This window comes from Brevundimonas sp. ALps5, from assembly GCF_058681645.1.
The window spans coordinates 789045-812199 of sequence record NZ_CM178744.1 but is presented as its reverse complement, the minus strand read 5'-3'; the positions used below and the strand labels follow the sequence as shown (position 1 = coordinate 812199).

General features: G+C 66.7%; 25 protein-coding genes. 15 read left to right on the top strand and 10 right to left on the bottom strand.

Annotated features, from left to right (window positions below):
• Positions 1 to 7: 7 nt before the first annotated feature.
• Genes ACW172_RS03840 through ACW172_RS03830 form a run of 3 tightly spaced genes read right to left on the bottom strand, consistent with a single transcriptional unit; the run spans position 8 to position 1931 of the window.
• Positions 8 to 532, bottom strand: coding sequence for a hypothetical protein (locus ACW172_RS03840; RefSeq protein WP_492033866.1), 525 nt, complete (start codon positions 530 to 532; stop codon positions 8 to 10).
• A gap of 8 nt (positions 533 to 540) precedes the next feature.
• Positions 541 to 1332, bottom strand: a complete 792-nt coding sequence (locus ACW172_RS03835) for a DUF2092 domain-containing protein (RefSeq protein WP_492033865.1) — start codon at positions 1330 to 1332, stop codon at positions 541 to 543.
• The gene (locus ACW172_RS03830; protein WP_492033864.1) at positions 1329 to 1931 is read right to left on the bottom strand and encodes a DUF4136 domain-containing protein; all 603 of its coding nucleotides are present in this window, start codon (positions 1929 to 1931) and stop codon (positions 1329 to 1331) included. The genes ACW172_RS03835 and ACW172_RS03830 overlap by 4 nt, the downstream gene beginning before the upstream one ends.
• Before the next feature lie 302 nt (positions 1932 to 2233).
• On the opposite strand from ACW172_RS03830, the gene ACW172_RS03825 reads away from it, so the two are divergent.
• Entirely contained in the window at positions 2234 to 3340 is a 1107-nt protein-coding gene (locus tag ACW172_RS03825) for a BamA/TamA family outer membrane protein (protein ID WP_492033863.1), read from the top strand.
• Here the strand turns inward: ACW172_RS03825 and ACW172_RS03820 are convergent.
• The gene (locus ACW172_RS03820) at positions 3337 to 4296 is read right to left on the bottom strand and encodes an HAD family hydrolase (RefSeq protein ID WP_492033862.1); all 960 of its coding nucleotides are present in this window, start codon (positions 4294 to 4296) and stop codon (positions 3337 to 3339) included. The two genes, ACW172_RS03825 and ACW172_RS03820, sit on opposite strands and share 4 nt — an antisense overlap.
• Before the next feature lie 163 nt (positions 4297 to 4459).
• A complete protein-coding gene (locus ACW172_RS03815) occupies positions 4460 to 5998 on the bottom strand; it encodes an arylsulfatase (RefSeq protein ID WP_492033861.1) in 1539 nt (512 codons plus the stop codon).
• A 134-nt stretch (positions 5999 to 6132) separates the two neighbouring features.
• Here ACW172_RS03815 and ACW172_RS03810 point away from each other — a divergent pair, with 134 nt between their 5' ends.
• Entirely contained in the window at positions 6133 to 7155 is a 1023-nt protein-coding gene (locus ACW172_RS03810; RefSeq protein WP_492033860.1) for a hypothetical protein, read from the top strand.
• Positions 7156 to 7170: 15 nt separating this feature from the next.
• Complete coding sequence (locus ACW172_RS03805; protein ID WP_492033859.1) at positions 7171 to 7845, top strand: hypothetical protein; 675 nt, start codon at positions 7171 to 7173, stop codon at positions 7843 to 7845.
• A 16-nt stretch (positions 7846 to 7861) separates the two neighbouring features.
• Here ACW172_RS03805 and ACW172_RS03800 read toward each other — a convergent pair whose 3' ends face one another.
• Together ACW172_RS03800 and ACW172_RS03795 are read right to left on the bottom strand one after the other, a co-directional pair.
• Entirely contained in the window at positions 7862 to 8572 is a 711-nt protein-coding gene (locus ACW172_RS03800; protein WP_492033858.1) for an NAD-dependent deacylase, read from the bottom strand.
• Positions 8562 to 8849 carry a hypothetical protein gene (locus ACW172_RS03795; RefSeq protein ID WP_492033857.1) on the bottom strand — a complete coding sequence of 96 codons (288 nt, stop codon included), beginning with the start codon at positions 8847 to 8849 and terminating at the stop codon, positions 8562 to 8564. Before ACW172_RS03795 ends, ACW172_RS03800 begins: the two co-directional genes overlap by 11 nt.
• 217 nt (positions 8850 to 9066) lie before the next feature.
• Here ACW172_RS03795 and ACW172_RS03790 point away from each other — a divergent pair, with 217 nt between their 5' ends.
• The 5 genes from ACW172_RS03790 (at position 9067) to ACW172_RS03770 (ending at position 13942) form a co-directional block, all read left to right on the top strand.
• Positions 9067 to 10173, top strand: coding sequence for an S-(hydroxymethyl)glutathione dehydrogenase/class III alcohol dehydrogenase (locus ACW172_RS03790; RefSeq protein ID WP_207870670.1), 1107 nt, complete (start codon positions 9067 to 9069; stop codon positions 10171 to 10173).
• 29 nt (positions 10174 to 10202) lie between these two features.
• Positions 10203 to 10586: a VOC family protein gene (locus ACW172_RS03785; RefSeq protein ID WP_492033856.1), complete on the top strand. Its 384-nt coding sequence runs from the start codon at positions 10203 to 10205 to the stop codon at positions 10584 to 10586.
• 590 nt (positions 10587 to 11176) lie between these two features.
• Positions 11177 to 12637, top strand: a complete 1461-nt coding sequence (locus tag ACW172_RS03780) for an OprO/OprP family phosphate-selective porin (protein ID WP_492034933.1) — start codon at positions 11177 to 11179, stop codon at positions 12635 to 12637.
• A gap of 223 nt (positions 12638 to 12860) precedes the next feature.
• Positions 12861 to 13709, top strand: coding sequence for an S-formylglutathione hydrolase (gene fghA / locus ACW172_RS03775; RefSeq protein ID WP_492034932.1), 849 nt, complete (start codon positions 12861 to 12863; stop codon positions 13707 to 13709).
• The gene (locus ACW172_RS03770; RefSeq protein WP_492033855.1) at positions 13709 to 13942 is read left to right on the top strand and encodes a hypothetical protein; all 234 of its coding nucleotides are present in this window, start codon (positions 13709 to 13711) and stop codon (positions 13940 to 13942) included. Before fghA ends, ACW172_RS03770 begins: the two co-directional genes overlap by 1 nt.
• A gap of 6 nt (positions 13943 to 13948) precedes the next feature.
• Here the strand turns inward: ACW172_RS03770 and ACW172_RS03765 are convergent, their stop codons facing one another.
• Entirely contained in the window at positions 13949 to 14176 is a 228-nt protein-coding gene (locus ACW172_RS03765) for a hypothetical protein (protein WP_492033854.1), read from the bottom strand.
• A 203-nt stretch (positions 14177 to 14379) separates the two neighbouring features.
• Between ACW172_RS03765 and ACW172_RS03760 the strand changes: the two genes are divergently transcribed.
• The 6 genes from ACW172_RS03760 (at position 14380) to ACW172_RS03735 (ending at position 20160) form a co-directional block, all read left to right on the top strand.
• On the top strand, positions 14380 to 14997 hold the full coding sequence (locus tag ACW172_RS03760) for a superoxide dismutase (RefSeq protein WP_207870675.1): 618 nt from the start codon (positions 14380 to 14382) through the stop codon (positions 14995 to 14997).
• 70 nt (positions 14998 to 15067) lie between these two features.
• Positions 15068 to 15994, top strand: coding sequence for an MBL fold metallo-hydrolase (locus tag ACW172_RS03755; protein ID WP_492033853.1), 927 nt, complete (start codon positions 15068 to 15070; stop codon positions 15992 to 15994).
• A 161-nt stretch (positions 15995 to 16155) separates the two neighbouring features.
• Positions 16156 to 18525 (top strand): bifunctional diguanylate cyclase/phosphodiesterase, encoded by a 2370-nt coding sequence (locus ACW172_RS03750; protein WP_492033852.1) that lies wholly within the window; start codon positions 16156 to 16158, stop codon positions 18523 to 18525.
• 201 nt (positions 18526 to 18726) lie between these two features.
• On the top strand, positions 18727 to 19344 hold the full coding sequence (rpsD, locus tag ACW172_RS03745; protein ID WP_207870678.1) for a 30S ribosomal protein S4: 618 nt from the start codon (positions 18727 to 18729) through the stop codon (positions 19342 to 19344).
• 91 nt (positions 19345 to 19435) lie between these two features.
• Positions 19436 to 19999, top strand: a complete 564-nt coding sequence (locus ACW172_RS03740) for a GNAT family N-acetyltransferase (protein WP_492033851.1) — start codon at positions 19436 to 19438, stop codon at positions 19997 to 19999.
• A gap of 32 nt (positions 20000 to 20031) precedes the next feature.
• Positions 20032 to 20160 carry a hypothetical protein gene (locus ACW172_RS03735; RefSeq protein ID WP_492033850.1) on the top strand — a complete coding sequence of 43 codons (129 nt, stop codon included), beginning with the start codon at positions 20032 to 20034 and terminating at the stop codon, positions 20158 to 20160.
• A gap of 6 nt (positions 20161 to 20166) precedes the next feature.
• Here the strand turns inward: ACW172_RS03735 and ACW172_RS03730 are convergent, their stop codons facing one another.
• A complete protein-coding gene (locus tag ACW172_RS03730) occupies positions 20167 to 21369 on the bottom strand; it encodes a serine hydrolase domain-containing protein (protein ID WP_492033849.1) in 1203 nt (400 codons plus the stop codon).
• Between the two features lie 79 nt (positions 21370 to 21448).
• Between ACW172_RS03730 and ACW172_RS03725 the strand changes: the two genes are divergently transcribed.
• Positions 21449 to 21856: a hypothetical protein gene (locus ACW172_RS03725; protein WP_492033848.1), complete on the top strand. Its 408-nt coding sequence runs from the start codon at positions 21449 to 21451 to the stop codon at positions 21854 to 21856.
• Between the two features lie 3 nt (positions 21857 to 21859).
• Here the strand turns inward: ACW172_RS03725 and ACW172_RS03720 are convergent, their stop codons facing one another.
• Positions 21860 to 22972 carry an NADH:flavin oxidoreductase/NADH oxidase gene (locus ACW172_RS03720; RefSeq protein ID WP_492033847.1) on the bottom strand — a complete coding sequence of 371 codons (1113 nt, stop codon included), beginning with the start codon at positions 22970 to 22972 and terminating at the stop codon, positions 21860 to 21862.
• Between the last annotated feature and the right edge of the window lie 183 nt (positions 22973 to 23155).

Sequence of the window (23155 nt, the reverse complement as noted above, 5' to 3'; positions counted from 1 at the left end):
CCATCCGTCAGGGCCGGTCGACGACGACGTAGGTGATCGTGTCGCCCTGATACTGCGGGGCGTAATAGACCCCTCCGCAATAGTAGTAGCTCCCCGCATAGGGCGAGCAGGACGGCGGCAGGGAATAGACCATCGAGCCGATCACCGCCGAGGTCACCGCCGCGGCCGTGCCGATCGCCACTCCCGTCGCCACCGGGTGATAATGGTCGTCCCAGTCGTAGCCGTGGTCGTGGTGGTCGTTGTCGACGTTGATGTTCACGTCACCGGTGTTGATGCGGTTGTTGTTGCCGCGGTTGCCGCTGTTGTTGCCGCCTCTGTTGACGGTGTTGTTGTGGACGCCGCCGCCGTTGCGGCCGGGCTCGGCCCGACCACCGCCGCCTCCGGGGCTGCGGGGCGCCCCGGCGTGAGCGCCGCCGCCGTGACCGACGTTGGAGCGTCCGGCGCCGCGCACCTGGGCGGCGGCTTCGAGCGCCGGAGCCGAGGCCAGCAGGGCGACGGCCGCGGCGACGATCAGCTTGTGAGAGGAAGTCATGGCGAACCTCACTGTTCGGCCATGCGGATGGCCGCATCGCCGCTGGCGGGACTGAAGGCGAAGGTCGAGGCGTTAAAGCGCGGGTTCACGGTCCAGGACAGCTTGGCCGAAAACTCCGGCTGCGCGGGATCGGTCCGATCGACGATGACGATCTTGCGCGGCAGGGGCTGGTCGCCGCGCTGGATCCAGATCTGCCAGTCGATCTCGTCGCCGCCGAAGGCGTACTGGTCGGTCTCGACGCCGTCGACGGTGGCCACGCCGATGTAGTCGGCGTGGTTATAGCCGGTCGGCAGATTGGCCGGATCGTCCCAGTGGAACAGGTCCTGAAGCGGCAGGACGATGCCGTAGCGGTCGGCCGCGATGTCCAGCACCTCGGCGATCGTCGGCGGGGCCTCGACGCTGGCGTAGAAGCCGCGCGCCGGCGCATAGACCGTGAAGCGCTTGCCGTCATAGATGAAACGACGAAGCTTTTTGTCGGTCCTGGTCTCGATCACGAAGCCGTCGGGGCGGCGGACCTTATAGGTCGTGGTTCCGTCCAGATCGATCCGACGGTCGTCCTCGGTGACCAGATCGATGCTGCTCTCCGAGGTTACCTCGAAGGCGTCGAGCGTCGACAGATAGGCGCCCATCCGGTGCAGGGCGGTGGCGGGATCGGGGGCGGCGGGGGCCGCCGAGGTCTGGCTCGTCGAGCTCTGGGCCGCCGCCGAAGCCGGCGCGAGGGCGAGGATGGCTGCGGGGGCGGCGGCGATCGCCGTCGTCAGGGCCAGGGTTGAGAGGATGTTGCGCATGGTCGGGCTCACGGCAGGGTCTTGAGCATGTCGGCGGCGACGGCGTTCAGCGCGGCCTGATCGGCGTCGGCGCTGTCGACCCGGCGCTGCGATGTCGCCCGCCAGGCCAGCTGGCCCGACGCGCGATCGACCAGGTCCAGGATCATCGTGCCCTGGGTATAGTTGATCGTCTCCACATCCATCATCGGCGCGCCGTAGAAGCCCCAGCCCGCGACACAGCCGCGGAAGCCGCAGGCGGCGGCGGGCGGCGGGCCCATGTTGTTGGACTGGATGTCGGAACGCGCCTCCAGCCCGACGTAGTAGGAGACCAGCAGGGTCGCCTGACCCGGCGAGCTGACGCGGCGATACCCCTTGGCGGCCAGGGCTCCGTCGACGGCGGAGATGATGCGCTGATTGATGATGTCGTTGGCCACGCGCGGATCGGTCGCGCGCTGCGTCGGGCTGGTCACCGGGGCCCAGGCGTAGGTAGAGCCCGCGACGACCGAGGTCGCGCTGGACTGAAGCACATCGACCTTGCCTGCGGGGGTTTCGCAACCGGTCAGGGTCAGGGCGGACAGGGCGACGGCGGCAAGGCCGATCCGGGCCGCAAGACGGGTGGAGACAACGGACATGGGACGATCCCTTCGGGCTGAATGTCGGCCCCAATGTTCGATCCGCCGGTGGTCCGGAGTAATCGGGTAAAGACCTGAGACCCTTGCGGTCCTGCCCCTGATGCCCGTGTCCGGGCCGGGAGTGCCCTGGGCCGGCCTAGGGTGCCGGCCCGATAGGATTCCCCGGCGCGGCGCCGGATACGGGATAGGTAAGGAGGCGCGCGCGAATGCCGTTCGACCGATTCCGATTTCACCATCCCGCGCCGATCGGCGCCGTGAAGAGGCGGCTCGGGCCGTGGGCTTCGGTTCCGGCATTTTGCTTCGTGGTGGGAAGTGCGGCGACGGCGTCGGCCCAGAATTCGGCTCAGGATCAAGCCCCCGTCGCCTCCCTTCCGGCCGTTGAACCGGCCGCACAGGACGCCACCCGAAAACCCCACGACTTCAGCTTCGTCGCCCTGCCCATCCCCGTTTCCAACCCGACCATCGGCAGTGGCTTCGCCTTCGGCGCGGGCGCGCTCTACAAGGCCGGCAAGTCGGACAAGCCCTGGGTCACGGGCGTCGCCTTCCTCTACACCAACACCGAAAGCTGGGGTCTGGCCCTGGTCCAGAAGGCCTATATCGGTGACGACCGCCTTCGGCTTGTCGGGGCGGTCGGCGGCGGTGAGTTCCACATCGACTACTACGGCATCGGACCCGACGCCGGAGACCGCGACGTATCGATCCCGATCACCCAGAGGGCGGGCTTCATCGGCGCACAGGGTCTGGTTCGCGTCGCGCCCCATCTCTATGCGGGGCTGCAGTATCGCTATCTCGATATGGGCACGAGCCTGCATATCGATCCGCCGCCGTTCCCGGACCTCAGGCCGCCGGACGCGGAGCTGGAGTCCGTCTCCTCGGCCCTCGGCCTGTCGGCCGAATACGACAGTCGCGATAGCGAATACCAGACGTCCAGCGGGCTCTACGCCACGGGCGTCTGGCTGGTCTCTGATACGGCCCTCGGCAGCGACCGCGACTACAGCCGCGGCGAGGCGCGCATCAACGGCTATCAGCGGCTGGATCCGAAGTCCGTCCTGGCCTGGCGGGGCTCGGTCTGCGTCGCCGGCGATGACGCCCCCTTCTACGACATTTGCAACTACGGCAGTCAGGGCGACCTCAGGGGCTACGCCTCGGGTCAGTACCGCGACCGGGCCATGGTCGCCGCCCAGGTCGAGTATCGGCGCAAACTGTTCGGCCGGTTCGGGGGCGTCGTCTTCGCCGGCGTCGGCGGGATCGGACCGGATCTCGGGTCGGTCGGCGACGCCTTCCTGCCCGCCGGCGGCGCGGGGCTGCGGTTCGAGGCCTCGCGCAAATACGGCGTCAACGTCGGGGTCGACTATGCGGTGGGCAAGGACTCCTCGGCCTTCTACTTCCGTATCGGCGAAGCCTTCTAGAAGCCGCGCCGCCGGACCCGCCTGACCGGCTGCGCCTCGCAGACGGCCGGAAAGACCGACGCCCAGTCCCGGCTCATGCTGACCCGTTTCAGCCCGAAGCCGTCGGCGTGATCGAGGGCTTCGGAAAGCGGGCTCAGGATGAAGTCGCGGTCATAGGCGACCTCCCGATCCGCATCGTCGTGATGCAGCAACAGGGCCAGCCGCTTGCCGGGGCCTGACAGAGTGTAGCGCATCATCGACAGGTCGCCGTCGGAGTTGCCGAACGCCAGGATCGGCCGCCGCCCGATGTGAAGGCCGATGTTCTCCGTCTTGGCCTCGCGGTCGTCGAAGGTCTCGAGGTGCGGCAGTTTGAACAGGTCCAGATGGCCGTTGCTGTCCAGCACCTGGGTGCGCACGGCGCTGCCGATCACCCGCTCGGGCGGCACCCCGTAGCGGGCCTCGGCGAAGGCCCGGATGAAGTCGGCGCCGCCGCCGGAGACGATCCAGATCTGAAAGTCGTGGGCGCGCAGATAGTCCAGCAGCTCCAGCTGGGGCTGGTAGACCAGATCCGTATAGGCGCGATCGAACCGCGGATGACGCGCTTCGGCCAGCCAATCTCTGGCCGAGCGGATGAAGGTCTCGACGGTCATTCCGGCATGGACAGCGAAGGCGACCTCGAACACCCCGCGCTTGCCCAGAGCCTTCAGCGCCGCCAGGTCGTGGTCGAGGAAGGCCTTGTAGGGGGCGCGGTCGGCCAGCCCCGGATTGGTCCGGACCAACTGCTTCAGTCGGGCCTGACAGAAGGCGACCTGGGGCTGTACCGGCTGTTCGCACCACAGGGTGCCGTCATTGTCGAACACGGCGACCCGCTCGGCCGGGGGCACGAAGTGAGCCCCCTTGGTCGTCACCGCCTCGACGAAGCCGATGATGGCCTTGCGGATCGCGCCCGCGCGCCAGGAGGGGAGGGGTTCGGTCATGAACGGGCCGCTGACATGGGAGAGAGGCGGCCAGACAGCCACGGTTGCGGCCGGAGCGGGATCAGGTGAAACCCACATAAGGCCCAGCTCGGCCTTCGGGGCCTTTAGGCAAAGGACCGACGGTCGCCCGCCGGCCCTTCGGTCTTCCGGATTCTGCGGGCGCTCAGCCGCCGCCGCCGGCCTCCGCCATCTTCGCCACCGCATCGTCGATGGTGAAGCTGTTGGGCTTCTGCACCGGCGGGAAGTCCTTGAAGGTCGCGGCGAAGCCGTCGGCGACGCCCCAGGCGCCATAGATGATGTAGGCGTGGTAGAGGAACCACTCGTAATAGCTGTTCGAGGTGATGTCCGCGTACTCGTACGGATCGGTCCTCAGGTTGAACAGCTTGGGCAGGCGCAGCGGCGTGAAGGGCTCGGCCCACAGCTGCATGGTGCCCTTCAGTCGCTGCTCCATGAACACGACCTTCCAGTTGTCGTAACGCACCGCCAGGATGTCGCCGTCGTCCGAAATGTAGACGAACAGCTGACGCGGGCTCTTGTCGACCTCGCCGGTCAGATAGGGCAGCAGGTTGAACCCGTCGATGTGGTTCTTGTAGGTGCGGCCGTTGGCCGTCACGCCCTTCTTGACCTTCTCCACGATGTCCGGCTCGCCCGCCGCCGCCAGGAAGGTCGGCAGCCAGTCATGGTGCTGGATGATCTCGTTGGAGATCGAGCCCGCCTTGATCTTCCCGGGCCAGCGGATCAGTTCGGGCACCCGGAAGCCGCCTTCCCAGTTGGTGTCCTTCTCGCTGCGGAACGGGGTCGTGCCCCCGTCCGGCCAGCTGTTGCGGTGCGGCCCGTTGTCGGTCGAATAGACCACGATGGTGTCCTCGGCCAGGCCCAGCTCATCGAGCAGATCCAGCATCTGGCCGACGTTCTTGTCATGATCGATCATGGTGTCGTGATACGGCGACTGCCACCGCCCGGCCTGACCCAGGCTCTCCTTCTTCGTGTGCGTGAACATGTGCATGTGGGTGGTGTTGAGCCAGACGAAGAAGGGCTTGTCGTCGCCGTCCGCCCGCTTGATGAAGTCGGCCGCCGCCTCCACGAACTCGTCGTCGCAGGTCTCCATCCGTTCGATGGTCAGCTGGCCGGTCTCCTCGATCTTCTGCTTGCCGACCCGACCCCAGCGCTCATGGGTGGTGTCGTCGTCGACATCCGTCGCCCAGCTGTGCACCACGTCGCGCGGCCCGTTCTTCTTCTTGAAGTTCGGAAAGTCCGCGTCCGGATAATAGTCGTACATTTCCGGCTCTTCCTGCGCATTCAGGTGGTACAGATTGCCGAAGAACTCGTCGAAGCCGTGGTTGGTGGGCAGCATGTGGTTCAGGTCGCCGAGGTGGTTCTTGCCGAACTGGCCGGTGGCGTAGCCCTGCTCCTTGAGCAGGGCGGCGATGGTCACCAGCTTGTCGTTCATGCCCACGGGCGCGGCCGGCGCCCCGACCTTGGACAGGCCGGTCCGCAGCACGCTCTGGCCGGTGATGAAGCTGGACCGGCCGGCGGTGCAGGACTGCTCGCCATAGCTGTCGGTGAACAGCATGCCTTCATCGGCGATGCGGTCGATATTGGGCGTTTGATAGCCCATCAGACCCTTGGAATAGCAGCTCAGATTGCTGATCCCGATGTCGTCGCCCCAGATCACGAGGATGTTCGGTTTTCCGTTCGGCATGGCGGTTCTCCACTGAAAGGTAGGGCAGGGGTAGCGCCGCCCTGATCGAGCCGGGATCGGGTCAAACCCGCCTGACCCGCCCCTCAGGCCCTCGCCCGATGGCGGGCCTGAGGCAAACCGGCTTTTCTGCCGCCATGCCCAGCCGTCTGGTCACCCTTGCCGGCGTCGTCTCCCTCGCCCTCACGAGCGGGGGCTGTATCGGGCTGGGCGGGCAGCGCATCGGCATCGACCGCGCCGACTACACCGTCCGCCTGCGCGACAGCGAGAAGGCCGAGCTCCTGTCCAACATCGTCGCCCTGCGCTTTGGCGACGCCCCCAGCTTCCTCAGCGTCGCCTCGGTGATCAGCCAGTACACGCGCGAGACCAGCGGCCGCCTGCACCTGGACCTCTCGCCCCCGGTCGACGACAGCCCGGGCAATACCGACGGCTCCATCCTGTTTCGCGAGACCCCCACGGTCACCTACACCCCCATGTCCGGCGAGCGGTTCGCGCGCAGTCTGCTGTCGCCCATTCCGCCCGCCTCCCTGCTGGGCATGATCGAGGCGGGCTGGGCGGCGGACGACCTGTTCCACATCGCCGTCCGCTCGATCAACGGGGTGCGCGCCGGCGCCAGAGCCCCGCTTTTCGCCACCCCCGGAGACCCCGACTTCGCTGTCGTCGGAGCCCTGCGCCGGCTCCAGGCCTCGGGCGCCCTCAGCATCCGGCTGAAACAGGAGGACGGCGTCTGGGCTTCCGTCGCCCGGTTGTCGGAGACGATGACCGACCAGGACCGCGCCGATCTGGCGACCCTCAGCAACCTGCTGAACCTGCGTCCCGAAGGTCGCGACATGCGCGTTGTCTTCGCCGTCGAGCCGGTGGCGAAGGACGAACTGGCCCTGACCACCCGCTCCATGATCGAGGTGCTGCAGGAGATGGGGCAGGGGGTCGACCTGACCGGCGAAGACCGGTTCGACCCCGGCGACCTGATCCGCGTCCACTCCGGCCCCAAGGCGCCCGACCAGGTCCACGTCGCGGTCCAGCAGCGGGGGCGCTGGTTCTGGATCGAACAGGACGACACCGCCTCCATCCGTGCCTTCCTGCTGGCCCAGATCCTGATGTCCCTCAACGACGACACCGGCGCCGCCCGCTCGCCACTCGTCACCATCCCTGCGGGTTGATCCCCGGAGATCGCCATGGCCACCGCCGCTGACATCGCGCCCGCCACGCCCCAAACCTTCTGGTCCCGCGTCGTCCACTGGATCGGCGGTCATGCCGACATCGCCAGCGCCGTCACCCTGTCGATCGCGGGGCTGCTGACCTCCTGGTCCGGCTATCAGGCGGCCCTGTGGGACGGGGACCAGGCGGCCTCCTACAGCCAGGCCGGCGCCCTGCGCACCGAGGCCTCGCGGCGTCAAATCCAGGCCGGCCAGATCGAGGCCGCCGACATCGTCATGTTCACCCAGTGGCTGGACGCCGAGGCGCGGGGCGACACCGGCCTGGCCGGCTTCTACGAACAGAGGTTCCGCCCCGAATACCGCACCGCCCACGCCGCCTGGCGAGCCCGCCGGCCCCTGACCGATCCGGCCGCCCCGCCGACCCCCTTCGTCATGCCGGAATACCGGCTGGCCGCCCGCGCCGAAGCCTCGGCCCTTGAGACGCAGGCCTCGGCCATGTTCGAGGACGGCCAGAGGGCCAACCACATCGGCGACGGCTTCGTTCGCGCCACCGTCATCTTCGCCAGCGCCCTCTTCTTTGGCGGCATCGGCCAGGCGTTCCGACGGCCGGCCCTGCACGTCGTCATGCTGGTCATCTCGGTGCTGCAGTGCGCCTGGGGCGTCATCGCCATGATCCAGCTGCCTCTGAACTGAAGGTGGAGACTGGTGGTCAAAGCCCGGCGAGGAAGGCCGGGACCGTCTCCGTCGCCGGGCCATAGATCCTCTCATCGAAGGCGCCGGCGCCCATGCCCGGCTCCAGATTGATCTCCACCGTCCGTGCCCCCGCCATCCGGGCCAGTTGGACAAAGCCCGCCGCCGGATAGACCGTCCCCGAGGTACCGATGGAGACGAAGAGGTCGCACCTCGCCAGCGCCGCCTCGATCCGATCCATATGCAAGGGCATTTCGCCGAACCAGACGATGTGCGGCCGCATCCGGCCTTCAGGATGGTCGAGAGAGGGCTCGTCGGGGGCCATGTCGCTGGTCCAGTCGCTGACGACGCCCGAACGGGTGCAGCGCCCCTTCAGCAGTTCGCCGTGCATGTGGATCAGCTCGAAGCCCGGCGCGGGCGGGGCCTCGGCTTCGGCGCGGTCGTGCAGATCGTCGACGTTCTGGGTCACCAGCAGGAAGTCGCCCTCCCATCGCGCAGCCAGCTCGGCCAGGGCTCGGTGGGCGGCGTTGGGCTGAACCGTCGGCAGGGCGGCGCGGCGCAGGTTGTAGAACCGCTGCACCAGCACAGGGTCGCGCGCGAAGGCTTCGGGCGTCGCCACATCCTCGAACCGATGACCCTCCCACAGCCCGTCCGCCCCGCGAAAGGTCGGCACGCCCGATTCCGCCGAGACGCCGGCACCGGTCAGGACGACGAGGTTCCTATGAGCCATGCGATCTCGTACCGCGCCCGTGTGACGATTCGCGTCGCGCACGGCGAGCGGCGGCGAAACTGCTCTCGCTGTTCGCATATTCGGGCGGCAGCAGGAATTTGCCGCTGCGGTCGTAGTCGCGTGCGCTCAGGATCGAGGCCGCTCTTGTCAGGCGACCGGCCCGCCAGATGACGAACGCCGTCCATGCCAGGGCCAACGGGATTGGAAGAAGCCAGAACCAGTCCGGCATGGCCCCATCCGTCGCCCACTCAAGCAGGGTGAAGGGAAGAAGCAGCATTCAGGCCGGCGCCAAGGCCCCGCCCTGAATGCTCGGCGAGGGATTCGACAGGACCTTGTCCACCCATCGGCGGAGCGGGAGATACGCTTCGAGAAGGTTCACGCGTCTCATGCCAGGGACGCTGAACCATCCAATCATGGCTGGCAACGGCCAAGGTGGTTTCGATCCGCGCGCCCGCCCGCTAGAACCCTTCCAGACTCACGGAAAGGATCTCCCCATGAAAACCCGCGCCGCCGTCGCCTTCGAGGCCAAACGTCCGCTGGAGATCGTCGAGGTGGATCTGGAAGGTCCTCGTGCGGGTGAAGTGCTGATCGAGATCAAGGCCACCGGCATCTGCCACACCGACGCCTATACGCTGGACGGCCTGGACTCGGAGGGCATCTTTCCCTCGATCCTGGGCCATGAAGGCGCGGGCGTGGTGGTCGAGGTCGGACCCGGCGTGACCTCGCTGGAGGTCGGGGATCACGTCATCCCGCTCTACACCCCCGAGTGCCGCCAGTGTAAATCCTGCCTCAGCCGCAAGACCAACCTGTGCACCTCGATCCGCGCGACCCAAGGCAAGGGGCTGATGCCCGACGGCACCAGCCGCTTCAGCTACAAGGGTCAGGCCATCGCCCACTATATGGGCTGCTCGACCTTCTCGAACTACACCGTCCTGCCCGAGATCGCGGTGGCCAAGATCCGCAAGGACGCGCCCTTCGACAAGGCCTGCTACATCGGCTGCGGCGTGACCACGGGCGTGGGCGCGGTGGTCAACACGGCCAAGGTCGAACCGGGCGCCAACTGCGTCGTCTTCGGCCTGGGCGGCATCGGCCTGAACGTCATCCAGGGCCTGAAGATGGTCGGCGCCGACATGATCGTCGGCGTGGACATCAACGACACCAAGGAGGAGTGGGGCCGCCGCTTCGGCATGACCCACTTCGTCAATCCGAAGAACGTCTCCGATGTGGTCGCCCATCTGGTCGAGATGACGGGCGGCGGCGCCGACTACACCTTCGACTGCACCGGCAACACCGTGGTCATGCGACAGGCGCTTGAGGCCTGCCACCGCGGCTGGGGCGAGAGCGTCGTCATCGGCGTGGCCGAGGCCGGCAAGGAGATCGCCACCCGCCCGTTCCAGCTGGTCACCGGCCGCGTCTGGCGCGGTTCGGCCTTTGGCGGCGCGCGCGGCCGCACCGACACGCCGAAGATCGTCGACTGGTACATGGACGGAAAGATCGAGATCGATCCGATGATCACCCACACCCTGCCGCTGGAACGCATCAACGAGGCCTTCGACCTGATGCATGCGGGCGAAAGCATCCGCAGCGTCGTGGTGTTCTGAGACAACGAAAAGAGAGGGAGGAGACACACATGTTCACGCACCTGACGGTGGGCGCCAACGACGTCGAGGCGTCGCGCAAATTCTATGACGCGGTTCTGCCCGTTCTGGGCATTCCGGCCTCGGCCGGACCGGACCCCAAGGGGCGCTACTGGTGGCGCACGGACAAGGGCGCCTTCGCGATCGGCAAGCCGATCGACGGCGAACCGGCCTGCCATGCCAACGGCGGCACCATCGGTTTCGCGGCGAGGGACGCGGCGATGGTTAAGGCCTTCCACGACGCCGGCGTCGCGGCCGGCGGGACGTCGATCGAAGACCCGCCCGGCGAGCGCAACGGGACCTTCGGCACGCTCAACCTGGCCTATCTGCGCGATCCGTCAGGCAACAAGATCTGCGCGGTTCATCGGCCGGGCTAAGGGGTCGCGCAAATGACAGCGCCGTCGCCCACCTGAGGGCGGCCGCGAAGGCCCGGGCCATGTCCCTCGGCTGAGAGCCGGGACATGGCCCGGGATGGGCGCCGCTCCAGCGCGGTGCGCCTGCTCGGCGTACTTTGACGAGCCTTGACGGCAAGGTGTGGGAATTTCTCGCCTGAATAATTGCAACGGCGACAAATTTGTTTCCTTGAAAGCGCACGTGATGGAATATTTTTTGTTCCACGCACCTATAAGTAAAATGCGCTACCTAGGGTTAGTCCCGCATTAACCCTCTCCATGGCACGGCTTTCGCGTGGGCTAACGGCCAACGGGGGCGAAAGTGGTTGTCTAAGAAGTTTGATGGATCGTGCTCCTAGTGGAGACGGTCGCCTATAAATTGCGCCAAGGGCTACGTTACCGTCCCCAAGAAGACGGAAAGTATTTGGAAACGCTTTTGTCCTGTCCTCGGGACCTTACTTCAAATACGCGCGCCCGTTAAACCTGGGTTGCCTTTTGAAAATGCACGTCGTGCCGCCAGAATGAGCGGGCGCTTGATCTATTCATTATTGACCAAACTCAGGGCTTTCTTGACCATGAAATCTATTCTTCTCGCCGGCGCAGCGATGTGCGCGCTGACGTTCGGCACCCCAGCTCTCGCGCAGAGCCAAACGCCCGATGTCGCTGAGCTCGTGAGCCTGTTGCGGGCCCAGTCCGAAGAGATAGCTGCACTGCGTGCTCGTCTGGATGCTGTCGATGGAGGCGGCCAGACGGCTGTCGTCAACCGCCAGGCAGCGGCCCAGGTCGATGCGACCGCAGACTCGGCCTTCGTGCCCGGCAACGCTGTGGCGAACCCGCCGATTCAACTGATAACCACCGGGCAAGGGGGCGCCGCCAATCCCGCCAATGTGACGACGGAGTGGAGGGGCGGTCTGCCGACCTTCCGTTCGCCGGACGGCAACTACCGGTTCAAGGTCCGCGGCCGGATCATCAGCCACGCCAGCACCACCTTCGGGTCCGAGTTCGACGACCGCAACATCACCACGACCGGAATGCGCGCTGCTCGTATCGGTATCGAGGGGTCAGCCGGCTCGCATTTCTTCTACCAGTTCGAAAACGACTTCGCTGACAACGTGTCAGATGTCGGCACGCTGTTTGTCGGCTGGCGTGACAAGATCAACAAGGACATCTCCTACGACGTCCGCTTCGGCAACATGTTCAACGACCGCGGGTTCGAAGGATCGGGCGGATCCGATGCGCCGCCGTTCCTGGAGCGTAACGTCGTCGGGACGGCGATCATCCCGCAACGCGGCTTCTATGGCATCGCTCTGATGCCGAGAATCTTCTGGAACAGCGGCCACGCCTCACTCACCATCAGCGGCGACACGGTCGACAACCGCCAAACCGCCGCCGACAGCCTGACCGTCATGGGCCGGGCGCACTGGAACCCGGTCAAGACCGACCGCAGCATCGTGCACCTGGGGCTGTGGGGCTTTGACGAGCAGCTCTCCTCAGTGAACGGTTCGCTGACCCGCAACACGGTGATCGGCGGGCGCTTCAACGGCAACCTGCGTGTCTCCAGCGGTACGCTGACCGGCGGCACCAGCACCACGGGCTACGGCCTGGAAGCCGGCGGCTATGTCGGGTCGGTGTGGGCGATGGCCGAGGCCGGCGAACGCAACGCAGCGCTGGACGCCGGACGTCCCGACTTCAAAACGCGCGCCTTCAGCGTCTCGAGTGGTTGGTTCGTTACCGGCGAACTGCCGCCGTACAACGCTCTTCTCGGCACGTTCGCTCAACCCAACGTGCTGCGCCCCGTCTTTGAGGGCGGTCCCGGTGCGATCGAACTGTTGGCTCGCTACGAGGATCTGGAGTTCTCGGGCGTTCCCACCGCCGGTCAGGGATGGGCCGCCACCGCCGGCGCCAACTGGTATCTGGACGACGTCATTCGCCTGCAGTTCAACGTAATCCACTGGAACGCGACCAACCGCTTCGGTGCGTTCAGTGGCAACGACAGCGGCGAAACCATCAGCGCGGGTATCGGCGTCACCTACTGAAGACCCTTCTATTGCAAGAGCGCGGCAGCCCGGTCCCTGAGGCCGGGCTGTCCTGTCGTTTAGCGCAAGAGGTTTCCCTGGGGCGCGGGCCGCAGACCCACCCCCGACCGTGGCCCTTTCGTGAGGCGATACTTCGTCCCGCTGGTCACAGCGAAGGTGAAACTGTTCCGCAAGTTCGCTAATGCTCCTGCATCCCAGACCTGATGCCGGAGTCGCCTTGCCCCTGGAAATGCTCAAGACCCATGCCGTTCACGGCGGGACGCTGCGCTATCTGAGGCATGACAGCGCGACAACCGGCACGCCCATGACCCTGTCGGTCTTCGTCCCGCCCGGCGAAGGTCCGTTCCCGGTGCTGATCTGGCTGTCGGGCCTGACCTGCACCGAGGACAACTTCACGACCAAGGCCGGGGCCTATCGGTCGGCGGCCGAGCATGGCATCATCGTCGTGGCTCCCGATACCTCGCCGCGCGGACCGGACCTGAAGGGCAGGGCGGTCGCCGACGATGCGGCCTATGATCTGGGCCAGGGCGCCGGTTTCTACGTCGACGCCACCGAGAGGCCCTGGGCGCCGCACTTCCGCATGGAGACCTATGTCACGGACGAACTGATCGCCCTGATCGACGCGGAGTTTCCGACAACGAGGGCGCGGTCGATCAGCGGCCATTCCATGGGCGGGCACGGCGCCCTGACGCTCGCCCTGCGTCATCCCGAATTGTTCAAATCGGTCTCGGCCTTCGCCCCCATCGCCTCACCGACGCGTTGCGCCTGGGGCGAGAAGGCCTTTACCGCCTATCTGGGCGAGGACCGGTCGCTTTGGGACGTGCATGACGCCGCGAAACTGGTCGAGGCCGGCGCAGCCAAGGGGGTGTTCGACGACATCCTGATCGATCAGGGCGACGCCGACGGCTTCCTCGCCGACCAGCTCAAGCCCGAGCTTCTGGTCGAGGCGGCCAGGGCCGCGGGCCAGACCCTGACGATCAGGATGCAACCCGGGTACGACCATTCCTATTTCTTCATGGCCAGCTTCATCGCCGACCACGTCGCCTTCCACGCCAAACGACTGAAAGCCTGATGACTGACACTGCCCAGTCCGACTACGCCGAAATGTTCGCGGCCTTGTGCCGTGAACTGGGCTACTGCCTGCACGCCAAGGGGGAGAAGCGGGTGATTGCGGCCCTGCCTCAAGGGCTGGACGCGGCCGTGACGGCGGTGCTGGAGGCTGAGGGCGCCGATGTTCTCAACACGGCCGGTTCCCTTAAGCGCCAGATCCGCGACTGTCTGAAGGCCAATCTGCCCGCCGGCTGACAGAGGCTAGAAGGGGAAATGCTGGCCGCTGTCGTGGCAGAGGCGTTCTTCAAGCCGGTGGTGGACCTTGCCGCGCATCTGGCGCCGCGCGCGCAGGGCGTCATGCAGATGATCCGCCAGGCACAGGATCTGTTCGTCGGCCATATATTCCGCGGCGTCGCAGACCTGCTTGCAGAGCAGATTGAGCTGGGTCTCGCTCAGGCGTGGCGGGTGATAGTCCAGCGAGTGTTGCACGCGTCAGTCCTTCTATCGTCTCCCGGCAGCCCTCCCAACCGAAGCCATCAATGGTTGTGTGCGGCGATCTGTTCCCGAGCAAGATAGCTAACGACTCGCAACAGGAACGAAATCGCATCCTTCGGCTTGGGTTCGGCGAAAGGGCGGACTATCTGCTGCCTGCACAGCCTTGACCGCACAACCCCGCCGCACGGAGCTCTCCCATGGCCTTCACCCTGCCCCCGCTGCCCTACGCCTATGACGGCCTGTCGCCGGTGATCAGCAAGGAGACGCTGGAGTTCCACCACGACAAGCACCATCAGGCCTATACGGACAACCTGAACAAGGCGCTGGACGGCCTGGCCGAGGCCGAGGGCAAGTCGCTGGAAGAGATCTTCGCCGAGATGTCGAAATACCCCAAGGCCGTCCGCAACAACGGCGGCGGCTACTGGAACCATATCTTCTACTGGGAAAGCATGGCCCCCGCCGATGAGGCCGGCGCCCCTTCGGCCGAGCTGGCCGCCGCCATCGACGCCGACCTCGGTGGGATGGACGCCTTCAAGACCGCCTTCGAACAGGCCGGCGTGACCCAGTTCGGCTCCGGCTGGGCCTGGCTGATCTTCGCCGACGGCAAGCTGAAGGTGATCAACACGCCGAACCAGGACAACTCCCTGATGGACATCAATCCGGACAAGGGCGTGCCCCTGCTGGTCAACGATGTCTGGGAACACGCGTACTATCTCGACTACCAGAACAAGCGCCCGGCCTTCCTCGGCGCCTTCTGGCCGATCGTGAACTGGAACAAGGTCAACGAACGTTTCGCCGCCGCCAAGGCGGGCTGAAACCCACGGATTTGAATACAGCGCCCGCCGGTCGATCCGGCGGGCGTTTTCGTCACTGGAGGATGCTTCGATGAAACTGCTGACAACCGGCGCCGTCGCCGCCCTGATGCTGGCCGCCGCGGCCTGCGTCCCTGCCGAGAATGCGAAGCGGCCTGAGGCCAAGGCCGAGGCGGCGGCGGGGGTCGCTTCCGACGCGGTGCATCCGTTCAAGGTTGGATCGCTTCAGGCCTATGCCCTGCTGGATGGCGACAACCTCGTGCCGAACGACAACTCGGTGTTCGGTGTCGGCCAGACGCCGGAAGCCGTCGCCGCGGTTCTGACCGCCGCCGGTCAGCCGGCGGATGGTCTGGCGCTGAGCATCCATCCGTTGCTGGTCAAGGACGGCGACCGCACGGTCCTGATCGATGCGGGCGCCGGCGCAGCCTTCGGCGACAAGGCGGGCAAGCTGGGCTCCAGCCTGGCCGAGGCGGGCATCGACCCGGCGACGATCACCGACGTGCTGATTTCCCATGGCCACCCGGACCACGTCGGCGGTCTGGTCACAGCCGACGGCGCCCTGACCTATCCGAACGCCACGATCCGCATGTCGGAGGCGGAATGGGCTTCGCTGCAGGCCAATACCGACATGGCGGTCCTGGTCCAGGCCATCGCGCCGAAGGTTCAGGCCTTCGCCCCCGGCGCCGTCGTCGCGCCCGGCATCACCGCCATCGCCCTGGCGGGCCATACGCCCGGTCATACGCTGTACGAGATCGCCTCGGACGGCCAGAAGCTGCTCTATGCCGGTGACACGGCCCACCACTTCGTCGTCTCTCTGGCCCATCCGGAATGGGCCATGGGCTATGACGGCGACAAGGTCGCGGGCGCCGCGCAGCGGCAGGCGGAGCTCGCCGCCCTCGCCGCTTCGGGCGAGCGCGTTTACTTTCATCATTTCCCCTTCCCGGGCGTCGGGCGGGTTCAGAAGGCCGCCGAGGGCTATATCTGGGTTCCGGAGAGCTGAGGTCTGAGACCAAAGTCATACGGCGAGAATGTAAAACAATCTTTGGTTGCGTACTGAGTATTCACCAGTATACCGTTGTCCGGTAACGGTCATACGGGGGCGGATTATTAACCAGCGACGGTTAGGGTGTGCTGTCCAAAAGCAGCTCTCCCCGGCCGTCGATGCGCATTCTGACCTGTCTGGTCCAAGACCATAACCTTCTGCTCGTCCTTCTCGCGGCCGCGATCTGCGTGGTCGGCGCCTGGACCAGCATCCGGTTGTTCAACCGCATCCGCAGCCGTCTGGACGGCCAGAAGGCGGCCTGGCTCTTCCTCGGCGCGGTCGCCGCCGGGGCGACGATCTGGTGCACCCATTTCGTGGCCATGCTGGCCTATCAGCCGGGCGTGGCGGTGACCTACGCCCCGGTCCTGACTGGCGTCTCCCTGCTGGTGGCCGTAATCGGCTGCGGCCTGGCCATGGGTGTCGGCGCCCTGAACCACCGTTTGGCCCCGGCCGTCGGCGGCGCGATCTTCGGCGGGGCCGTGGCGACCATGCACTACACCGGCATGTCGGCCTTCGCGGTCGACGCCTTCGTCATCTGGTCCGGCCCCTATGTCGCCGCCTCCCTGATCGCGGCCCTGGGTCTGGGCGCCCTCAGCTTCCATCTCGCGACGCGCGAGGACGCGCTCAAGAACCATCTGATCGGCGCCGGCGTCATGGTCCTGGCCATTGTGGCCCTGCACTTCACCGGCATGGGCGCGATGGAGATCATCCCCTTCGCCCCGCGCGACATGGCCACCACCGCCGACGACGCCTCGGCGATCATGGCCCTGGGCGTCGCCGGCGTGGCCTTCCTGGTGCTGGGCATCAGCGTCGCCAGCCATATGATCGACGCCCAGATGAGCGCCCAGTCGCGCTCGCGCCTGCATGACCTGATGGAGGGCTCCGTCGACGGCATGTTGGTGGCCCGGGACGGCCAGGTGGTCGCCGCCAACTCCGCCTTCCTGACCCTTTCCGGCTTCGACCTTGATGTCCTGATCGGCCAGCCGGTCGAGCGCTTCATCGAGGGCGCGGACGCCATGACGGAAGGGGCCCTGATCCAGTGCCAGCTGGCCTCCTTCGCCGAGGGCGCCGTTCCCGTCGAGGTCGCCATCCGTCATGAGACCGGGGTCGGCGGCCAGGCCGTCATCTTCGCCGTGCGCGACCTGCGCGCCCGTCTGGCGCAGGAGCGCCGCATCAGCCATCTGGCCCGCAACGACAGCCTGACCGGCCTGCCCAACCGGACCTCCTTCCTGGAGAGGCTGGAGCGCAGCGTCGCAACCCTGAAGGGCGGCGAAAGCCTGGCCCTGCTGGCGATCGACCTGAACCGCTTCAAGGAGGTCAACGACCTCTACGGCCACGCCGCCGGCGACCAGCTTCTGATCCACGTCGCGGACCAGATGCGGGGCGCGCTTCAGGAGGGCGAGTTCGTCGCCCGTCAGGGCGGGGACGAGTTCGTGGTCATCGTGCCGGGCGTGGACCGCGACGGCGCCTTCCGCGCCGCCGAGCGCATCCGGGCGGCCATCATCGTCCCGACCGAGATCGAACGCGCCGAGGTCGGCTGCGGCGCCGCGATCGGCATCGCCCTGTATCCCGACGATGCGACCGAGACCTCCAGTCTGATCAACGACGCCGACCTGGCCATGTACCGGGCCAAGGGTTCGCTGACCCGGTCGATCTGCTTCTATGAAGAGGCGATGGACGAGGCCGTCCGCACTCGCCGCCGCCTGACGCAAGGTCTGCGCGAGGCGCTGGACCAGAACCAGTTCCAGCTCCACTACCAGGTCCAGGGTTCGCTCGAGACCGGCAAGGTCACGGGCTATGAGGTTCTGCTGCGTTGGCGCCAGGACGATGGTTCCTTCATCCCGCCGGACAGGTTCATTCCCCTGGCCGAGGAGACCGGCCTGATCCTGCCGATCGGCGAATGGGTGCTGCGCGAGGCCTGTCGCGAAGCCGCGAGCTGGGCCGAGCCGCACAAGATCGCCGTCAACCTGTCGCCGATCCAGCTGGCCCACGTCGACCTGCCGCGTCTGGTCCACCAGATACTGATCGAGACGGGCCTGAAGCCCGCGCGTCTGGAGCTGGAGATCACCGAGACGGCGATGATCACCGATCTGGACCGCACCACCCACATCCTGCGTCAGCTGAAGCTGCTGGGCGTGTCGGTGGCCATGGACGACTTCGGCACCGGCTATTCGTCCCTGTCGACCCTGCGGGCTTTCCCGTTCGACAAGATCAAGCTGGACCGCTCCTTCATGCTGGAGCTGGACGAAAGCCCGCAGTCCAAGGCCATCATCCGCGCCGTCCTGGCCCTGGGCGAAAGCCTGGAGATCCCGGTTCTGGCCGAAGGGGTCGAGACCATGGATCAGCTGGCCTTCCTGCGCGAACAGGGCTGTGACGAGGTCCAGGGCTATCTGCTGGGCCGCCCCAAGCCCGAGGCCGAACAGGTCGCGGCGCCCGAGGCCATCCTGTCGAGCGAGGCCGACTTCGAGGAGCATCGCCGGGTCGCCTGACACCGGTGACCCGACCTCCGTCGCGCCGCGAAAGTCCATACGGACATTGACTCAGGAGGGGCGGGCCGTCATAAGCCCGCCTTTCCCGCATTCGGCCCATGGTCGAAGGCGCGAATTCACTACGGACGATGCGTGGACCGCCGTTGAGATCGTCTTCCCACTTTCGGGGAGGCCGGGCCGCATCAAGTTGAAGAGATACGAATGTCCAAGCGCCACAGCGCCAAGTACAAGATCGACCGCGCCATGGGTGAAAACCTGTGGGGCCGCGCCAAGAGCCCGGTCAACAAGCGGTCCTACGGCCCCGGCCAGCACGGCCAGCGCCGCAAGTCCAAGGTTTCCGACTTCGGCCTGCAGCTGAAGGCCAAGCAGAAGCTCAAGGGCTACTACGGCAACCTGACCGAAAAGCAGTTCCGCAAGACCTATGACGAGGCCGCTCGCCGCAAGGGCAACACCTCGGAAAACCTGATCGGTCTGCTGGAAGCCCGTCTTGACGCGATCGTCTATCGCGCCAAGTTCGTCCCGACCGTCTGGGCCGCCCGTCAGTTCGTCAACCACGGCCACGTCACGGTCAACGGCAAGAAGGTGAACATCGCCTCCTACCGCGTGAAGCCGGACGACGTCGTCGCCGTCAAGGAAGCCTCGCGCAACATGGCTCTGGTGCTTGAAGCCCAGCAGTCGTCGGAACGCGACATCCCTGACTACATCGAACAGGGCGACCGTGGCTTCTCGGTCCGCTTCGTCCGTCAACCCGAACTAGCCGACGTGCCGTTCGCGGTGAAGATGGAGCCGAACCTGGTCGTCGAATACTACGCGTCCTAAGTTCGATCCGTTCGAAATGGAGAGGGCCCCGGAGCGATCCGGGGCCCTTTTTCTTTGGTCCGCCGGTCGCCCGCAGGCCGGAGGAAAGACGATGCCCGATATGGTTCTGGTCACGCCCGCGGCCGCGCATCTGGACAGCTATGTCCAGGCGCTGGAGACCGGCTGGTCGCCCGACAGCACGCGCGGCAGGGAGGCGGCGGACCAGCAGCTGGCGCTGATCCGGACCGACCCGGCGGCCTTTCTCGCTTCGCTGGATGATCCGGAGGCGCGGGGCGCGCCCGTCGAACTGCCGGACGGCAGCACGGTGCCGCGCCTGCCGGGCGTGATCCGCTGGATGTGGGACGGCGCCTTCTGCGGCATGATCGGCTTCCGCTGGCAGGCGGGGACGGCCGAGCTGCCACCCTCCTGCCTGGGACACATCGGCTATAATGTCGTGCCGTGGAAACGCGGGCAGGGGCATGCGACGCGCGCCCTGTCCATGATGCTGGGTGAAGCGCGTCGTGTCGGCATGCCCTGGGTCGAACTGACCACCACGCCCGACAACGCCTCTTCGCGGTATGTGATCGAGGCCAACGACGGCCGGCTGGTCGAGCGGTTCGAGAAACTGCCGGCCTATGGCGGCGGCGAGGCCCTGCGGTTCCGGATCGATCTCTAGGTTCGCGCATTTCTCTCCAGCAGGAGAGACCGATGTTCGATTGGGACGCCCCGACACGCCACAAACACCCCGGCACCCGCAGGGCGCTGGCGGCCTATGCCGCGATGGCGGGGTTCTCGCTTCTCATCTGGATGGGCGTGACCGCCGCCGTCCTGAAATAGGCGCGCCTAAAGCGCCGGCTGCGGTCCGTATTCCCACGCATAGGGCACGCCGGTGTCGCCGAGGATGAAGCGGACCAAGGCCGGGAAGGCCGCCTCCGACCGGACGTCGTTGGACAGGATCAGGACGCAGCGGCGGCTGGCCTCGACGCAGACCCAGCTGTTGCCGGTCGAGTCATTGTGGCCGCCCTTGAAGAAGCCCGGACCCTGAGGGCCTGTGAAGGTCACCACGCCGAGACCGGCGGACAGGCCCGGGTGTTGCTCCGCCGCCGGCAGTTCGTCCTGGAAGCTGGGGAACTGAGTCGCGGTCTTGATCGGCAGTTGCGGCCGGACCAATTCGGCGGCCGAGGCGGGGCTCAGGCCGTCGCGACGGACGTAGGCGGCGACGAACTTCGACAGGTCGGCGATGGTCGTGTCCATCGATCCGGCGGCCCGGGGTTTGGAGCGTTCGTCATGCGGCTCGACCGAGCCGTCCGCAGTCCAGCCGTCAGCCAGATTGGTCGCGAAGTCGGGCCGCCACATCATCCCGGTCATGGGCATGCCGAAGCGGTCGAAGACCCGGCGCTGCATCTCAGCGCCGATGTCCATGCCCAGACCCTGCTCCAGCACGAACTGCAGCAGGATCAGGCCGTCGCCGGAGTAGGCGTAACGTGTCCCCGGATCGTAGTGGATCTTCAGCTTCCCGTCGGGCTCCAGAAAGCCGAAGTTGGAAAAGCCCGCCGAATGGGTCAGCAGGATGCGCGGGGTGATGGTCCGCCAGCGCGGGTCGTCAGCCAGGCCGCGATAGTCGGCGTAGCGGTCGGAGAGCTCCTCGCTCCAGTATTCCGGCAGGGGTTTTGGCAGGTAGGCCGCGATGGGGGTGTCGAGATCGATCTTCCCCTCGTCGACCAGTTGCATCACCGTCCAGGCGAAGACGGCCTTGGTCAGGGAGGCGCCGTACATGACGGTGTCGGTTTCGAGCGGATCGCCCTTGGCGTTGCGGTCGCCCCAGGCCCTGACCTGGGTCACCTGACCGTCATCGATGACGGCCAGCGCCAGCCCCTCGGAATGGGTCGCGCCCATCAACCGTGTGACTTCGGCGTCGATAGCGGCGGGCGAGGGGATCGGGCGGCTTTCAGCCCCCGTTTGAGCCAGGGCCGGCGCGGCGACTGTCAGCAGGGCCATGGCGGCGAGGGCGGCGAGAGACGTCACGGGCGTGGGCATCAAGGCCATGGGGAGCAACTCGCTTTTCGGGTGCGTTCAGGGGCGAATTAAGCGCATAATGGGCGTCTGGCTGTTGAGGGTAAGGGGCATGGCGCCCGTTCGCGCATTAATTCTTTGTGGGGTTTCCGGCCTCGCTCTGACCGCCCTGTCGGCCTGCGCCTCCGTGACCTCGCGGCTGGGTCTCGGGCCGGAGCAACAGGCCGGGGTTTCGCAGCCCATGCCGGGCGTGCTCGAGCCCATCCACGCCGCGGCCCTGGTCAACAACACCGCCGTCTTCTGGGTCAGCTCGAACGGCTGCACCAAGAAGGATGACCTGCGTCCCTTCGTGGCGGCGCGCGGCGACGAGTCGGTCATCACCCTGCGCCGTATCACCGAGGATCTGTGCGCCACCCCCGAAGACGAGGGGGTGGAGATCAAATGGTCGTTCGAGGAGTTGGGGCTGAAGCCCGGCGCGCGCGTCTCGGTCAACAACCCCTACCAGCTGCCCCAGACCTGAAATTTAAGCCGGGGCGTGCACCCGGCCGTAGCCCGGCCAGGTGCTGTCGGTCGCCCGTGCATACTGGTCCGGCAGGCCCTCGGGTTGACCCAGGGCCGACGCCGCGTGGTGCGGCCAGTTGGGATCGTCCAGCACCGCGCGGGCGATGGCCACGGCGTCGGCCTGGCCCGAGGCGACGATCTGTTCGGCCTGATGGGCGTCATAGATCATGCCCACGGCGATGACGTTGGCCTCGGGAAGCGCCGCTTTCACGGCTTCGGCGAAGGGCAACTGATAGCCGGGTTGGTCGCCCGGGATCTTCGCCGTCGCGACATTGCCGCCACTGGTCAGGTGCAGATAGTCGTAGCCCAGATCGTGCAGGGCGCGGCTGAAGGCGACCGCCTCGTCCGGGGTGATGCCGCCATCGGTCCAGTCCGAGCCGTTCAGGCGGGCGCCCAGGGCTCGTGTCCGGGGCCAGGCGTCGCGCAGGGCCGCCGCGACCCGCAGCGGGAAGCGCATGCGGTTCTCCAGCGAGCCGCCGTAGTCGTCCGTCCGGCGGTTCGACAACGGCGACAGGAACTGGGTCAGCAGATAGCCGTGGGCGGCATGCAGCTCGACCACGTCGAAGCCGGCGCGCTGGGCCCGCTGGGCGGCCTGGACGAAGCCGTCGACGACGCGCTGCATCCCGGCCTCGTCGAGGGCCTCGGGCGTATGCCAGTCGTCGCGGAAAGGCTCGGCGGAGGCGGAGACCGTCTGCCACGCCTTGTCGGCGCCGGCCGGGCCGCCGCGCTCGACCCAAGGCGGATTGGTCGAGGCCTTGCGACCCGCATGGGCCAGCTGGATGCCGACGGGCGTGTCGGAATAGGTGCGGATCTGCCGGATCAGGGTCGCGAAGGCGGCCTCCTGTTCGTCGTTCCACAGGCCGGTGTCGGCCCAGGAGATGCGGGCCTCGGGCACGATCCCCGTCGCCTCGACGATCACCAGGGATGCGCCCGACAGGGCCAGCTTGCCCAGGTGCTGGGCATGCCAGGGCTGGGGCACGCCGTCGATGGCCGAATACTGGCACATCGGGGCGATGACGATGCGGTTCTTCAGCGTCAGGGGACCGACGGCGAGAGGCGAAAACAGCTGGCTCATGAAAGCGTCCGTGGCGGAGGAGGCTCAGTAGCTATGCCGGTTGCGGATCGGATCAAGGGGCGCCGCCCACGGACCCGTCAGGCGTGAAACCCTTTCCGATTATTCACGTGTCTTTTGAACGGCGTCGGGTGATCAAGGATCACAAGCTTCAGTAAGGGGATCTCACCAATGCTTCGTCTCGCC